This window comes from Paenibacillus sp. FSL R10-2199, assembly GCF_038000235.1.
In the GTDB taxonomy this organism is placed as follows: Bacteria; Bacillota; Bacilli; order Paenibacillales; family Paenibacillaceae; genus Paenibacillus_AQ; species Paenibacillus_AQ phytohabitans.
Genome location: NZ_JBBOBO010000001.1, coordinates 2,443,337 through 2,458,442 on the forward strand (window position 1 = coordinate 2,443,337; position 15,106 = coordinate 2,458,442).

Annotated in this window: 11 protein-coding genes, 1 tRNA gene and 1 other annotated feature; of the genes, 9 read left to right on the forward strand and 3 right to left on the reverse strand. The window is 53.2% G+C overall.

Going from position 1 to position 15,106, the window contains the following annotated elements; genetic code table 11:
- The first annotated feature begins 301 nt into the window (after positions 1-301).
- The 5 genes from NYE33_RS10790 (at position 302) to NYE33_RS10810 (ending at position 5,184) form a co-directional block, all read left to right on the forward strand.
- On the forward strand, positions 302-736 hold the full coding sequence (locus NYE33_RS10790; protein WP_336102444.1) for an NfeD family protein: 435 nt from the start codon (positions 302-304) through the stop codon (positions 734-736).
- Positions 736-1,671, forward strand: a complete 936-nt coding sequence (locus tag NYE33_RS10795) for an SPFH domain-containing protein (protein ID WP_099052495.1) — start codon at positions 736-738, stop codon at positions 1,669-1,671. Before NYE33_RS10790 ends, NYE33_RS10795 begins: the two co-directional genes overlap by 1 nt.
- Positions 1,672-1,814: 143 nt before the next feature.
- Positions 1,815-2,273 (forward strand): cupin domain-containing protein, encoded by a 459-nt coding sequence (locus tag NYE33_RS10800; RefSeq protein WP_039297676.1) that lies wholly within the window; start codon positions 1,815-1,817, stop codon positions 2,271-2,273.
- 206 nt (positions 2,274-2,479) lie between these two features.
- Positions 2,480-3,316, forward strand: a complete 837-nt coding sequence (locus NYE33_RS10805) for an aldo/keto reductase (protein ID WP_076248381.1) — start codon at positions 2,480-2,482, stop codon at positions 3,314-3,316.
- 416 nt (positions 3,317-3,732) lie between these two features.
- Positions 3,733-5,184, forward strand: coding sequence for a serine hydrolase domain-containing protein (locus NYE33_RS10810; protein ID WP_076248378.1), 1,452 nt, complete (start codon positions 3,733-3,735; stop codon positions 5,182-5,184).
- A 78-nt stretch (positions 5,185-5,262) separates the two neighbouring features.
- Here NYE33_RS10810 and asnB read toward each other — a convergent pair whose 3' ends face one another.
- Positions 5,263-7,107: an asparagine synthase (glutamine-hydrolyzing) gene (gene asnB / locus NYE33_RS10815; RefSeq protein WP_076248375.1), complete on the reverse strand. Its 1,845-nt coding sequence runs from the start codon at positions 7,105-7,107 to the stop codon at positions 5,263-5,265.
- Positions 7,108-7,255: 148 nt separating this feature from the next.
- Between asnB and NYE33_RS10820 the strand changes: the two genes are divergently transcribed.
- Positions 7,256-7,612: a hypothetical protein gene (locus tag NYE33_RS10820; RefSeq protein ID WP_042139687.1), complete on the forward strand. Its 357-nt coding sequence runs from the start codon at positions 7,256-7,258 to the stop codon at positions 7,610-7,612.
- A 301-nt stretch (positions 7,613-7,913) separates the two neighbouring features.
- A tRNA-Arg gene (locus NYE33_RS10825) sits at positions 7,914-7,987 on the forward strand.
- 699 nt (positions 7,988-8,686) lie between these two features.
- Here NYE33_RS10825 and NYE33_RS10830 read toward each other — a convergent pair.
- Positions 8,687-10,684 carry an arginine--tRNA ligase gene (locus NYE33_RS10830; RefSeq protein WP_341065724.1) on the reverse strand — a complete coding sequence of 666 codons (1,998 nt, stop codon included), beginning with the start codon at positions 10,682-10,684 and terminating at the stop codon, positions 8,687-8,689.
- A 106-nt stretch (positions 10,685-10,790) separates the two neighbouring features.
- Positions 10,791-11,013, reverse strand: a binding site (T-box leader).
- 194 nt (positions 11,014-11,207) lie between these two features.
- Here NYE33_RS10830 and NYE33_RS10835 point away from each other — a divergent pair.
- Positions 11,208-13,796 carry a beta strand repeat-containing protein gene (locus tag NYE33_RS10835; protein WP_341065727.1) on the forward strand — a complete coding sequence of 863 codons (2,589 nt, stop codon included), beginning with the start codon at positions 11,208-11,210 and terminating at the stop codon, positions 13,794-13,796.
- A 408-nt stretch (positions 13,797-14,204) separates the two neighbouring features.
- Here the strand turns inward: NYE33_RS10835 and NYE33_RS10840 are convergent, their stop codons facing one another.
- Entirely contained in the window at positions 14,205-14,510 is a 306-nt protein-coding gene (locus NYE33_RS10840; protein WP_039310734.1) for a hypothetical protein, read from the reverse strand.
- Between the two features lie 230 nt (positions 14,511-14,740).
- On the opposite strand from NYE33_RS10840, the gene NYE33_RS10845 reads away from it, so the two are divergent.
- A complete protein-coding gene (locus NYE33_RS10845; protein ID WP_042139685.1) occupies positions 14,741-15,100 on the forward strand; it encodes a hypothetical protein in 360 nt (119 codons plus the stop codon).
- The last annotated feature ends 6 nt before the right edge of the window (positions 15,101-15,106 follow it).

Genomic DNA, 15,106 nt, shown 5'->3' on the forward strand with positions numbered 1-15,106 from the left:
TATATCTCCACACGAAGAAACGGTGCCGGCATAAGCCTGCACCGTTTTTTATGCGCTCTAGCCAGAGTATCATTTTGCCATTCCCGCCTTTTACTGCTTCGTTTGAATAATTAAATGTTTACATATACTTAGGTGGAAATTATGCGTTGTAATACATAGAAGTACTGCCAGCGTTCATAAGCTTCCATAAGCTGAAATATAATGAAGAGGCAGGCTGCTGTCCCGGTTTTAATTTATTTATGAAACGTGATGCTGTTTATTTCGTTATAGTAGTATATAGCGGAAGGTGGTGGATTCACCGATGGTTGTTTGGGTATTATGGTTGATTGCCGCTGGCGTCTTGTTTGTTGTAGAAATGTTTACGTTTACATTCTACCTATTATGGCTTAGTCTCGGAGCATTGGTTGCCGGCTTGGTCGCGCTTCTGCTCCCGGAAGCATTATTGCTGCAAGTGGTGGCCGGTTCACTGGTGGCCTTGATATTGACGGTTTTCACCAAACCCTTGGCAGCGAGATTACGCAATTCCAGGGGCTTCAAGGATACCGGTACCGATATTGTCGGCCGAAAGGGTCTGGTCGTCGAAGCGATTGAGCCCGGCCGTTACGGGCAGGTCAAGGTAGGCGGCGATACATGGAGTGCAACATCCACAGTGGCGCTAGGCAAGGATCAAGAGGTTATTGTTGTAAGAAGAGGCACCACAATTATTGAAGTAGAACGATGGGGGGATATGTACTGATGGAGTTAGCTATTATCGGAATTATTGTTGTTGTTGTCGTAGTATTTATCGCACTGACTATCAAGATTGTCCCGCAGCAACGAGTGGGGGTCGTGGAGCGTCTCGGTAAATTTAACCGCCTGCTTACACCGGGTCTGAATATTCTGATTCCGGTAATTGATCAGGTGCGGGTCTATCATGACCTGCGGATTCAACAGGCGAATGTACCGCCGCAGACGGTAATCACGAAGGATAACGTACAGGTACAGATCGACACGATTATTTTCTATCAAGTGGTAGGACCGGAAGAAGCAACTTACGGAATTTCCGATTATGTCTATGGTGTACGTAATATCTCTACAGCCACGATGCGGCAGATTATCGGTAAGCTGGAGCTGGATGAAACCTTGTCCGGCCGTGAAAAAATCTCCTCGGATATCCGTCTTGCGCTGGATGAAGCCACTGAGAAATGGGGCGTGCGGATTGAGCGTGTAGAAGTTATCGACATCAAGCCTCCGCTGGATATCCAGGAAGCGATGGACAAACAAATGAAGGCTGAGCGCAGCAAGCGTGCGATTGTACTGGAGGCGGAAGCCGCCAAACAGGATATGATCCTCCGCGCTGAAGGGGATAAGCAAAGTAAGATCCTGAAGGCTGAGGGGGATAAGGAAGCGCGTATCCGTCAGGCGGAAGGTCTCGGCCAGGCGCAGGAGCTGGAAGCCCTCGGCCAGGCCAAGGCGATTGAAGCGGTCGCGCAAGCCGAGAAGATGCGGATTGCCCTGATCGCCAGTGCAGGACTGGATGAAAGAGTACTGGCTTATCAGTCCTTCGAAGCATTGACTGAAATCTCCAAGGGACCGGCGAACAAAGTGTTCCTGCCGACCAGTGCTGTTGAAACGCTTGGCAGTATCGGAGCTATTGCAGAAGTATTCAAGGCGAGCAAGGACGGCAAATAAGCTCAGAACTATTTTACAATTGCGGCACATTCCGTTAAAGTTAAAAGCAAAACTAAGCCTATGCTTACGAAGCATGCAACGCAAAACTAAGCCTATGCTTACGAAGACAGTTTTGCTACGCAAAACTTTAAGGAGAAGATACTGTGACGCAAAAAGAGATTTCACCGCTCGTAGAAACGCTGGGGCTGCAGCCTCACGTTGAAGGCGGATGGTACAAGAGACTTTGGAATTCATCCTTCGAGATTCCCCAGGAGACTCTGGGCGGAAGCTATTCGGGGCCGCGTGCTTCAGCTTCCTCGATCTATTTCCTGCTTCATGCTGACGAGACTTCGGATTGGCATACTGTGCTGTCCTCCGAAATCTGGCTGTATCATTCCGGTAGTCCGATTGTGCTAAGCCTGGGCGGCAGCGGTGAACAGCCGGAGAACGTGACGGAAGTGATTCTGGGGCTGGACATCGCCGCAGGCCAGCAGCCGCAGGTAGTTATTCCTGCCGGAGTATGGCAGGCAGCCCGTCCGCTGGGTGAAGAGCCGGTGCTGGTCTCCTGCATCGTATCACCGGAGTTCCACTTTGATGATTTCAAGCTGATTGACAAGAAATAAGAGCAGGAATGAAATGGAGTACAGCCGGAGAATAGGCTGTACTCCATTTTTTATCCGAAGCAGCCAACGATGACCGGACATGTTTTTGCCACTTTTGGCGGCTTTGCTCCTATCTGTTATACTGATTCTGATTTTGGATGATTATGAAGGCGCTTTTAAGGTTAAGGATGCTTGATGAACTCAAATTAGGCTTGGAGGGTAAACATATGAGTCAATTAAACGCACCATTTACAGGCGGGCCTACCTTGAACGACGGAGTGACCATGCCCTGGCTGGGTCTTGGCGTATGGCAGACCAAGGATGGCGATGAAGTTATCCAGGCAGTGAAAGCTGCCGTGGAGACCGGGTACCGCAGCATTGATACGGCAGCCGGGTACAACAATGAAGAAGGCGTTGGACAAGCTATCCGTGAATGCGGGGTACCCCGAGAAGAGCTGTTTATTACCACTAAAGTGCGCAATCCTGATCAGGGCTATGAATCTACGCTGAAGGCTTTTGAAGTCAGCCGGAAGAAGCTGGGTCTGGAGCAGATTGATTTGTACCTTATTCACTGGCCGGTTGCCGGCAAATATAAAGAGACCTGGAAAGCACTGATTCATCTGCAAAAGGAAGGCCTGGTCAAATCAATCGGCGTCAGCAACTTCCAGACCCATCATCTGCAGGATATCATCGATGACAGCGGTGTTGTACCTGTGGTTGACCAGGTCGAGTTCCATCCGCTGCTAACCCAGCGCGAACTGCTGAAATATACACGGGAGCATGACATTCAGCTGGAAGCGTGGAGCCCGCTGATGCAGGGGAACCTGGATGTGCCGCTGCTGAAGGAGCTGGCGGAGCGGTACGGCAAGACCGTGGCGCAGATTGTCCTGCGCTGGGACCTGCAGCAGGGGGTTATCACGATTCCGAAATCCGTGCATGCGGAGCGGATTATTGAGAATGCAGGCTTCTTCGACTTCACCCTCAGCGATGACGATGTTAAGGCCATTGAGGACCTGAATCAGAATCACCGCTTCGGCCCGGACCCGGATAATTTCAATTTCTGAGGTGGGATAGATTGACGAAGAACAGTTTACAATTTAGATGTTGGCCGTAACTGCGGTGAATATTTGGACTTCCGGCCGCTGTTGTCCCCAGATTTCTTGATTCATACCGCTATAAGCGGTAGAAATCCGGGGACTGCTTATGCTTCCGTTGCGAGCTTTCCTTCGGAAAGCTTTCAGGCGGTCGCTGACGCTCCTACAGTTCCAAAATTCCCCTCTGTACGATCATCTTTTATTGGTTTTCTCTTAGTTCAATCTATGGGTGGCGGCGTATAAAGAAAGGAGCAGGCTCTAATGGGGCCTGCTCTTTGCTTTTAAAAGCAGGACAACAATCCAATGGCAAGACATCAAAGCTCATCGACATCCGCTGCCCCGGCTTTTATGCTGAGAAAAGAAGGAATCAATGGGGGGGCACAACGTTGGAATTGATAAGAGATTATCCGGAGAAGCATGGATTATCTTCGCAGGCTTTAAGCCGTTTTGTCATGGAGGTCAGGGAGCGGGGGCTTGAGGTTAACAGCTTCATGCTGCTGCAAGGCGGCAAGGTTACGGCAGAGTTTACCCGGATGCCGTACCGTCCGGATACCCCGCAGCTGCTTTATTCACTTAGCAAAAGCTTTACCTCTATAGCCATAGGCATTGCCTGGGACGAGGGATTGCTGCAGTTGGAGGATGCGGTGATCTCCTTTTTCCCGGACAAGCTGCCTGAAGCTGTGTCTTCTAATCTGGCGCAAATGACAGTGCATCATCTGCTCTCCATGAATGCGGGCCATCATGAAGATATTTATCCTGCTGTAGTCAAGGAACAGGACTGGATCACCGCCTTCCTCGCCCAGCAGGTTGAGCATGAGCCGGGAAGTTATTACCGCTACAGTACCCCCTCCAGCTATATGCTGGCGGCCATCCTCGAACGGGTGACCGGGCAAAGTATGGTCGATTACCTGATGCCGCGTTTGTTCGGACCACTGGGTATCCCGAGACCATCCTGGGAGACTTGTCCGCAGGGAATCACTGCTGGCGGGATGGGACTCAGCCTGTCTACTGAAAGTGTAGCCAGGTTTGGCCTGCTGCTGCTGAATAAAGGCATATATAACGGGCAGAGAATTGTATCGGAGCAGTACATACAGCGTGCTACAAGTGAGCAGAGCGACAACCGGGCCGGAGCGCAGCGGATTGACTCGGCGCAGGGCTATGGTTACCAATTTCATCTATGCCGTAGGGGCTGCTACCGGGGAGACGGATCTTTTGGACAACTGTGTCTGGTGGCTCCGGAGCAGAATATAGTCATTGCTGTGGCGGCAAGCTTCGGGAGTATGAACCGGCTGCAGGTATTGCTGGATCTGATTTTTGAGCATATTTTTGATACGCTTGGAGGCAGTCCGCTGCCGGATTCCGGGGATAACGCCGGTCTGCAGGAGCTATTGTCCGATTGGAGTACTTCAGCCTTACCTGTGGCGCAGCAGTCTTTTTCGGAGAAATGGCTGATGTATGGTCTCAGCGGTACATACCAGATCAGCAGCAATCCCCACGGGCTGCGGGAGATTTCTTTTACCAGGAATAACACGCTGCTTAAGCTGCAAATGGTGTATGGCGATCAGCGGGACAATGTGCTGCCATTCGATTTCAGCAAACCGGTATGGACGGAGGATGTGTTTAGCAAAGACCTCTCGTTACACCGGCAACAGGTAGTCACTTACGCGAACTGGCTGGCTGGGGACACGCTGAAGCTTGCGCTGTACTACATTGAGACTCCTTATGTGGTCACGTACACGATTATTTTTGAGGACAACAAGCTGGAATTCCGGTTCAATATTAACGTTTCGCTTAATATCCCGGAGTATGCGGCTGTAGGCGGGCTTGTACAGGCTTAGTTCATATTAATGTAAAAAACATGCCCGCCTGAACGTATGCTATACGGTCTTGGCGGGCATGTTCACATCTATTTGGCATTAGCCGATGGAGACATTGTATTTCCGCAGCCACAGATCTACCTGGGCCAGATAAGCGAATAATTGCGGGCCGGACATCAGCTGGCCGAACCACGGCAGATTGCTGGAGGATTCCGGTGATGCGGCGATTTCCCGGATTTTGGCCGGATCAATCAGCGGAAGGATTGGCGAAGAAGGATCATCCAGTATACTCAGTACCTGTGAGCGCACCTTGTTCAGATAGGCAGGATTATGTGTTTTAGGGTACGGGCTTTTTTTGCGGTAGAGCACATCGTCCGGCAGTACACCTTCGAGTGCTTTGCGCAGGATGCCTTTTTCACGGTTGCCTACGGTCTTGATCTCCCAGGGAATATTGAATACATACTGCACCAGGCGGTGGTCACAATAAGGAACGCGTACCTCCAGGCCCACGCCCATGCTCATCCGGTCCTTGCGGTCCAGCAGCGTAGGCATGAAGCGGGTAATGTTGAGGTAGGACATGACGCGCATCTGCGCCTGTTTGCCGGTCTCACCGTCAAGCTTCGGCACCTCGGCCACGGCGTCGCTGTACCGGTCACCCAAATATTCCAGCGGACGTATCCACTCATTCATTTCCGGCGACAATAGACTGGCACGCATTTTGGGTGCTACCGACCAGGGGAAGGTGCCGGAAGACAGCATCTCCTCACGGTGGAACCAGGGGTAGCCGCCGAAAATTTCATCTGCCGCTTCGCCGGAGATAGCGACAGTCGCCTTCTTTTTGATCTCCTGGCAGAATAAATAAAGTGATGAATCCACATCGGTCATCCCCGGCAAATCGCGGGAGTAGAGGGCGTTGTCGAGCGCTGTTACCAGTTCAGGTGTATCAAAAGCAATAAAGTGATGGTTCGTATTCAGTTCATCGATCATCCGCTGAATCCAGGGGCCGTCGGCTCCGGGCTGGAAGGAATGGCTTTTGAAATGCTTGTCGTTGTCTACATAATCCACCGAGTAGGTATCAACCCGGCCTTGGCCGGTCCGGTTGTAATAATCTACGGCAAGCGCAGTTAAGGCGCTGGAGTCCAGTCCGCCGGAGAGCAGAGAGCAGACCGGAACATCGGAAACAAGCTGGCGCTCCAGCGTATCCTGGAGTAATTCCCGCACCCGGGCTGCCGTTTCATCCACGTTATCCGTGTGCTGGTCGCTCTCCAGCTTCCAATATGCGTAGGTACGGATACCGCTGCGGCTATAAATCATGGCATGACCTGGACGAAGCTCGAATATATCTTTGTATACACCATGTCCCGGTGTCCGGGCCGGACCGATAATGAAGATTTCGGCAAGGCCTTCCGGTCCAACCTTCGGCTGGACTTTGGGATGCTGCAGCAGCGCCTTCGGCTCGGACCCGAATACGAAGACATCGTCCACTTGGCTGTAGAACAAAGGCTTCACGCCCAGGCGGTCGCGGGCCAGAAAGACCTGATCGCGCAAGCTGTCCCAGACGGCAAAAGCGAAGATGCCATTCAGCTTCTCCGTGCAGTCCGGTCCCCATTCGATATAGGCATGCAGGAGTACCTCGGTATCGCATTCTGTGAGGAAATGATGGCCGCGCTGCTTCAGCTCTTTTTTGAGCTCAGGGGCATTATATAGCTCGCCGTTATACACAATTGCATACACCTTATCGTCATGGCGGGCAATCATCGGCTGTGCGCCGTTCTCGGGATCAATGACGCTGAGTCTGCGGTGTCCGAAGGCAATGGGTCCTGAAATCCAGGTTCCGGCTGCATCCGGTCCGCGGTTCGCTAAAGTTTCAGTCATTCTGACAAGCAGTTGCGAGTGCCCTGTAAGATCACCGCGCCACTGGACAAATCCGGTTATTCCGCACATGTTGGTTCATCCTCTCTTTTGTGCGATTGTTGTCTGTCCTTTCTTTTTTGCCAAGTAATACAGATATATGCCGAAGGAAGGGATAAAATGTATGTCCTTATCCGAACACTAGGGGAGAGGGAAATTTGCCAGGAGGGATGGATGACAAGTGTATTACATTAAAGACGCCAAAATCCGCAGAATGACCGAGTATGACGGAGCACCTTGCGCAGAGGTTGGCGTATTGCCTGGAGCTGTGGGCGATTCAGCACTTTTGGTGTATATTGTTGAGGACCAGCGTGAGGAGGGTTACGAAATTGTCCGTATTTTGACGAATGACGCGGACACCGCCACCGATTGGTTTGATAACAATCTGCATGATGCTTTCAAGGATGTGACGGTCAACGGCTTCACCGGCAGCACTGTAATGAGCCCGGAGGATGAACGGTCCAAGTTCCAGCGTGAGCTGCTGATCTTCGGAGAGCTGAAGAAGCAGCTGGGTGAGCATTTCAGGCAGTACTCTTGATTCCGGCGGGACCTCTTGCTTCGAAGCTTCACTGCACAATTACCAACCAATAACCTATAGGATGGGCCATAGAGCAGGAAGCTTGCCGCATTCAGGATGCGGGAGGCTTCTTTTTTATTGGGGTTTGTGTATCGGGAAATCTCATGGACTGATCAGAAGTCGCCTGCACGGTGGGATGTAGGGGCTTCTTTTGCCGGCTGGGAGAGTTTAGTCTTGATAAATTCTGTGATTCAGGTATAATAAATAACGTTGCATTAATACATATGATCTTTACAGCTTTAAGTTTCATGATTCTTCATTTGTCCCGGTAGCTCAGTTGGATAGAGCATGCGCCTTCTAAGCGCACGGTCGGGGGTTCGAATCCCTTCCGGGACGTCAAGTAACAGCCTTCCTTCGGGAAGGCTGTTTTGTTGTCCGGGGGGATGAGAACCCTAGGCGCCAGCCGGGGACGTTGGAGCATAAGCTTCGATAGGAACACATCGCAATCAGCCGAAATTTGGCTGTATCCCTTCCGGGACGTCAAGTAACAGCCTTCCTTCGGGAAGGCTGTTTTGTTGTCCGGGGGGATGAGAACCCTAGGCGCCAGCCGGGGACGTTGGAGCATAAGCTTCGATAGGAACACATCGCAATCAGCCGAAATTTGGCTGTATCCCTTCCGGGACGTCAAGTAAGAGCCTTCCTTCGGGAAGGCTGTTTTGTCGTCCGGAGGATGAGAAGCCGGGCGGCAGCGGGGACGTTGGAGGTTAAGCTTCGATAGGAATACATCGCAATCAGCCGAAATTTGGCTGTATCCCTTCCGGGACGTCAAGTAAGAGCCTTCCTTCGGGAAGGCTCTTTTGTCGTCCGGAGGATGAGAAGCCGGGCGGCAGCGGGGATACCCAAGCGTCTGAGCATTCAAGTCACTCTTTGTACAGCCATCCGCTAGACTATTACTATTGTTACTCAAACCCAAACCCCCGCTCGCCTACAGCGATCCCCCAAGTAACCAACATCATTTTCACCCGATGAGTACAGTTATCTACTATAAGCCCTACTTGAACTATGCGGGACTCTCTACCGCTTCTTCGTCCCAGCTTACATCCGCTCCGGCTTAGGCAGACCGAGTACATCCAGCGCCTCGCCTAAAGTATCGGTGAAGCTCCGGGTTAGCCATAGACGGAAGGCTACGCTGGAAGCCTCTCCTTTGAGGATCGGGCAGGCGGAGTAGAAATTGCTGAACAGTACGGCCAGACTGTGCGCATAGTTACAGATCGTATTCGGCGTAAGCTCCCGGCTTGCCGTATATAGGGCGTCCTGCCACAGGCTGAGCTGTCTCAGCAGGGCGAGCTCGGCTGCCTCAAGCTGCGGCGGAAAGAGCGGAAGCCCGCCATGCGCGTTGCTCCCGTCAGGCCCGCTGCTCGCGCTATGCTTGCTGCTCCCGTTATCCCCGCTATTCCCGTGCCCCCCGTACTCCCGGCTCCCGCCATGCTCGTTGCCGCCGCTATTTCCGGTACCTCTCTCCGCCAAAGCGCTGCCTTTACTGAGCACACGGCTTGCCCGGGCATAGGCATACATCAGATAAACGCCAGTGTTGCCGGAAATCTCCATGGCCTGTTTGAAGTCAAACACAATCTCTGTACCCAGATTGAAGCGCAGCAGATAGTAGCGGATGGCAGCGGTGGCGATGAGCCGGCTGGACAGGCCGTTTTTGTCGGAACGGGTAGCCTCAATGGAATGCTCCATAAGCCGGACCAGCTCGGTAACCTTGATGCCGATGCCCTGGCGTCCGGACATGGCGTAGGAGCTTTTGCCGGCGGAGGTATCAATACCAAGTTCAGCGGCGGAAGCCGGACTTAGCGAAACTACACCATAACTTACATGATGCAGCCGATCCGCCTGCTCGCTGTAGCCCAGTGCCTGGAAGGCCTGCTTTACCATCGCCTGCGGATACTCCTGTCTGTAGTCGATCACGTTCACGACCTTGTCTGCGCGTCCAAAAGGCAGCGTCTCACCCCTCAAGCCGGTCGTCCACAGCCCGCTGCCAAATTCACTGTAGGCGAAGTCCTTGTCCAAGAGGCCGAATTTCCACAGATGATAAGCGATATCCTTGGCCGTATAGGTCAAAATCCCGTTCGAGCGCACCAGCACCTTATCCTTCAGATGCTCCTCTTCTGTCTCCTGTGTCTCCTGTGCGCCAGTGCCAGCGGATTGCTTCAGCACCCAGCAGCCGGCCAGCTTGCCTTCCTTCTCCTGAACGAACACTTCTGTCTGCGACAGAAGGTCAAAGGCAGAAGACCAGAAGCCTTCCTTCAGAATACTGCTCTCCCAAACAAGCAGGTCGTAGTGAATGCCGAAGCTGCGCATCTCCTCCACATGCTCTTTTACAATCTGTCCGGCGACAAGGTTGCCAATCCAGGCGGTATTGCCATGCCCCTCTTCCAGCGCGTGAAGAATTTCAGTCCGTTTATTTACACTTTCAGGATGCTCCGCGTACTCCTTGTTGATCTCAGCGTAAATATCCCAGCAGTAATCTCCGAAACGGACATGCTCCCCGGCAAGCGGGACATTCAAAAGGCCGACTACAGTATCTGCAAGCTGATTGCCGAGATCATCCACGTAGTTATGTACCTCGACCGTATAGCCGGTTTTTCTCAAAATTCTAACCAGTGCATCCCCGATACAGGAGTTTCTCAGGTGTCCTATGTGCATGCTCTTATTCGGATTAACGCTAGTATGCTCTACAATAACCTTCTCACCGCCAGCCTGCGGAATTGCAAAATCAGTCTGGGCCCACACCTGCCAATCGATGTACATATTAATGAAACCCGGCGGCGCAACCTCGATTCTCTGCAGCAGTCCGTTTACGGAGCCCGATGACTTCAGCTCGGCGATGATCAGTTCTGCGATGACGGCCGGGGCTTTGCGCAGGGTGCGGGCCAACTGCATGGCAATATTGCTGGAATAGTCCCCATGCTCCGCATTCGCAGGCTGCTCCAGAGCCGCTTTTACCTGAGTGCTGCCGGGAACTCCCAGTTCTTCAGATACTTTGTGAATACATTGTTCCAGACTGTCTTTAATTAGCTCGCTTAACATGAATAAGTACCTCCCGAAATAGTTGTGAATGGTGTAAGCAGTGGCTGAGGGCGGAAGACTTCAAGGGTCCGTAAGGTGAAAAAACAACAAAAAAAGCCTTCGTCTCAAAAGAGACGAGGCTTATGCGCTCGCGGTACCACTCTCGTTGCTGAACATACAGTTCAACCACCTTGCAGGTTAACGGTCTTTAGCCGGGGCTTCCTACTCTTAAGGTTCAGAAGTCCATCTCACGGGTGCGCTTCATAATCCTGATCTGTACCGGCTTACACTCTCCCGGCTCGCTGGGGACTAGGGTTCAGGGCCATTACTCTCCCGGTCATTGATTCAATATGATTTTTATCAGTATAGCGAATTTCTGGAAGAAAGCAATAGCGGAATGTCAAGCGGAACCTTGTTTCCGGAAAATGCAACCCATAACATCCGGTATTTGCAATAGATATCCGGCTTTGTCCACACCTCCAGTGATGGCTCGAATATAGTAAGTTGTTATCACTATTAAAATATTCGGAGAGGAGAACTCAAGATGAGCTTTTTATCTACAGGACCGATTGAAAATAATGCGGTAGGCGGGCTAAGACCTACCCAGCAGGTCACGGTCAAAATCGATAACCGAAGTGATACCATGTCTTCCTTGGTGACGGTAGAGGGTTACTATCTGGATGGAACCCGCACGCTATATGTCAGTGAAACGTTGAATGTACTGCCTAATCAGGTAATGACAACCACGTATTATGCGGATCTGGATGCATTTGAGTTTATTTTTGTCACTTCAGGAACCATTGATGAACAGGTGCAAATCTCAGTCTGGGGAAAAAATAGCTCAGGCGGCTTAGTAACGCCACACCGCCTGGTTTCTGCTGAACTCCTGGGAGCTACCACAGGAGTGACGGGCATCACAGGCGCGACCGGGGTTACGGGTGCGACAGGCGCAGCCGGAGCGACCGGGGTTACCGGTGCAACAGGCGTAGCTGGTGCGACCGGGGTTACAGGTGCGACGGGCACAGCCGGAGCGACTGGGGTTACAGGTGCGACAGGCATAGCTGGCGCAACTGGGGTTACCGGTGCGACGGGCGTAGCAGGAGCAACTGGGGTTACGGGAGTGACGGGCGAAGCAGGAGCGACTGGGGTTACAGGTGCGACAGGCGCAGCAGGAGCAACTGGGGTTACAGGTGCGACGGGCGTAGCAGGAGCGACTGGGGTTACGGGTGCGACAGGCGTAGCTGGTGCGACTGGGGTTACAGGTGCGACAGGCACAGCAGGAGCGACTGGGGTTACAGGTGCGACGGGTATAGCAGGAGCAACTGGGGTTACGGGTGCGACGGGCGAAGTAGGCGCGACTGGGGTTACGGGAGCGACGGGCGAAGCAGGAGCGACTGGGGTTACAGGTGCGACGGGCATCACAGGCGCGACTGGGGTTACGGGTGCGACAGGCATAGCTGGCGCGACCGGGGTTACAGGTGCGACGGGCGTAGCAGGCGCGACTGGGGTTACGGGAGCAACGGGCGTAGCAGGCGCGACTGGGGTTACGGGAGCGACTGGGGTTACAGGTGCGACAGGCGCAGCTGGAGCGAACGGGGTTACAGGTGCGACAGGCGAAGTAGGCGCAACTGGGGTTACAGGTGCGACAGGCACAGCAGGAGCGACTGGGGTTACAGGTGCGACAGGCACAGCAGGAGCGACTGGGGTTACAGGTGCGACAGGCACAGCAGGAGCGACCGGGGTTACAGGTGCGACAGGCACAGCAGGAGCGACCGGGGTTACGGGTGCGACGGGCGAAGCAGGAGCAACTGGGGTTACGGGAGCGACGGGCGAAGTAGGCGCGACTGGGGTTACGGGTGCGACGGGCGAAGCTGGGGCGACCGGGGTTACAGGTGCGACAGGCACAGCTGGCGCGACTGGGGTTACGGGAGCGACAGGCACAGCAGGCGCGACTGGGGTTACGGGTGCGACGGGCACAGCAGGAGCGACTGGGGTTACCGGTGCGACGGGCGTAGCAGGAGCGACTGGGGTTACGGGTGCGACAGGCACAGTTGGAGCGACTGGGGTTACCGGTGCGACAGGCACAGCAGGAGCGACTGGGGTTACAGGTGCGACGGGTATAGCAGGCGCGACCGGGGTTACAGGTGCGACAGGCATAGCTGGCGCAACTGGGGTTACAGGTACGGGTATAGCAGGAGCGACTGGGGTTACGGGAGCGACAGGCGAAGTTGGCGCGACCGGGGTTACAGGTGCGACAGGCGAAGCAGGAGCGACTGGGGTTACAGGTGCGACAGGCGAAGCAGGAGCGACTGGGGTTACAGGTGCGACGGGCACAGCAGGAGCGACCGGGGTTACAGGTGCGACAGGCGCAGCCGGAGCGACTGGGGTTACGGGAGCGACAGGCGAAGCAGGAGCGACTGGGGTTACAGGAGCGACGGGCATCACAGGCGCGACCGGGGTTACAGGTGCGACAGGCGAAGCAGGAGCGACTGGGGTTACAGGTGCGACGGGCATCACAGGCGCGACTGGGGTTACGGGTGCGACAGGCGAAGCAGGAGCAACTGGGGTTACGGGAGCGACGGGCGAAGTAGGCGCAACTGGGGTTACCGGTGCGACAGGCGCAGCTGGAGCGACCGGGGTTACGGGTGCGACGGGCGTAGCAGGAGCGACTGGGGTTACGGGTGCGACGGGAATCACAGGTGCGACAGGAACCAGTCCGGCTGGTCTTTCCGAGTATGCGTATATTTATAATTTGGCTGCCCAAACGGTTCCATTGGAGGCCGATGTCACTTTTAGTAATAATGGTCCCATAATTGGGGCGATTACACACACGCCAGGGAGCTCTGTGATTACTATAGGTACTGCTGGAGATTATGCAGTCTGGTTCAACGCAACGGGAGTGGAGCCCAATCAATTTTCACTTTTTCAAAATGGTACTTCTGTTGCAGGCGGCATATATGGTTCCGGCGCCGGAACTCAGGCCAATCCCGGAATGGTGATTGTTGTAGCGGCAGCGGGAGATTCCCTGACTCTGCGCAATCATTCCAGTTCAGCGGCAATTACGCTGCAGACGCTGTCAGGCGGAACACAAGCCAATGCCACCGCCTCTATCCTGATTCAAAAAATAAACTAAGCTTGGCAGAGTAGAATTCAGAGATATTCGGATTTCAGTGAAGCTAAATAGCCCGTCACCGATGGATTGTCGGTGACGGGCTGCTTAAACTTACCAGGCGTTTTGATCCCTGCCTCACAAACAGGGTACAGTCCCCAGTAAAGTTAAGGCAGCTTTTTGTATCATAAGTAATCACATGGATGCCGCTTGGCAATGGACTACAAAGCCAGCTCGGCAAGCAGACCTCTTCAGAATCTCTGATAGAGGAAATGCCTAGTCCGCAGTAGGCGCACCGGTCAGATTCTTGATGTCCGTAGAACCATAAATCAGCAGGGCAATTACAATCACCAGCAGCAGACCACCGGCGAAACCCTCCCCGTCAAAACTGTCCATATCCCCGCGCCTCACTTTCACTTTCTAATTAGGTGGTCAGGAGTTTTCGGCTTTCTTTTTCAAAGCGGTCATAATCTCGTTCAGGGTGAGACTGCTGTTGTCATCAAGGAAGCTGACCAGCTTATCGACGTTGTCGTTGCTCAGATCACTTAAGGTTTTATATTTGCCTACCAGACTGACGAACATGGATGCGTCCGTGTACATCTGGATGGAGTCTACTTTCAGCTTGCCGGTCAAAAGAAGGGCAGCCACGGCGAACTCAAGCCCTTTTGGAGTTTGTGTTTTGGAGCTGGCTGGTGGTTTTTTGGCGGCAGGTCTCTTTCCTTTTCCAGGAGGGGGCATGGGACTCCCTTCTTCCGTTGGTCATTCTGCAGGAAAGCGGCAGCAAGGGCGGTCTCTCCTTAATTAAAAGATATGCGCCCCCGCAGATATTGGTGAATGGAACCTGTCTTATGTCCACACCGACCGGAGGACGCCAGAATATTATTATATTGTGCGATTAAAGATCAACCGTCGCTAGTAACTGAGTTTCACGCCGTAAATGCTAGATATGGAAGGAGGGATGAGACGGGATGCCGATTTTATCAACAGGACCTATCGAGAACAATGCCGTTTCGGGAATAAGACCTACGCAGACAGTTACGGTAAAGCTGGTGAAGCGTGATGGCATGGTAGGCTCTTCAGTCAGTATTCAGGGCTACTTGCTGGGAGCGACAAGAATATTGTATGTAAGTGAGGTTATTAATATTGCTCCGAATGAAGTGGTAACCAGGGATTACTTTGCCGATTTGGATGCGTTCGAATTTATTTTTACGATCGGAGAAGCAACCGGGGAGGAGATCGGGATTTCAGTATGGGGCAAGTCTTCTACCGGCCAGCTGGTGAATGCCCATCGCATTGTTACACATGAGAAATTAAGCTCCGAAGTATAGAGATTC

Coding starts and splice junctions, on each gene's coding strand:
- NYE33_RS10840 (WP_039310734.1), bottom strand. CDS start 14,510: ATGCCCCCTCCTGGAAAAGGAAAGAGACCTGCCGCCAAAAAACCACCA.
- NYE33_RS10795 (WP_099052495.1), top strand. CDS start 736: ATGGAGTTAGCTATTATCGGAATTATTGTTGTTGTTGTCGTAGTATTT.
- NYE33_RS10805 (WP_076248381.1), top strand. CDS start 2,480: ATGAGTCAATTAAACGCACCATTTACAGGCGGGCCTACCTTGAACGAC.
- NYE33_RS10830 (WP_341065724.1), bottom strand. CDS start 10,684: ATGTTAAGCGAGCTAATTAAAGACAGTCTGGAACAATGTATTCACAAA.
- NYE33_RS10835 (WP_341065727.1), top strand. CDS start 11,208: ATGAGCTTTTTATCTACAGGACCGATTGAAAATAATGCGGTAGGCGGG.
- NYE33_RS10845 (WP_042139685.1), top strand. CDS start 14,741: ATGCCGATTTTATCAACAGGACCTATCGAGAACAATGCCGTTTCGGGA.
- asnB (WP_076248375.1), bottom strand. CDS start 7,107: ATGTGCGGAATAACCGGATTTGTCCAGTGGCGCGGTGATCTTACAGGG.
- NYE33_RS10790 (WP_336102444.1), top strand. CDS start 302: ATGGTTGTTTGGGTATTATGGTTGATTGCCGCTGGCGTCTTGTTTGTT.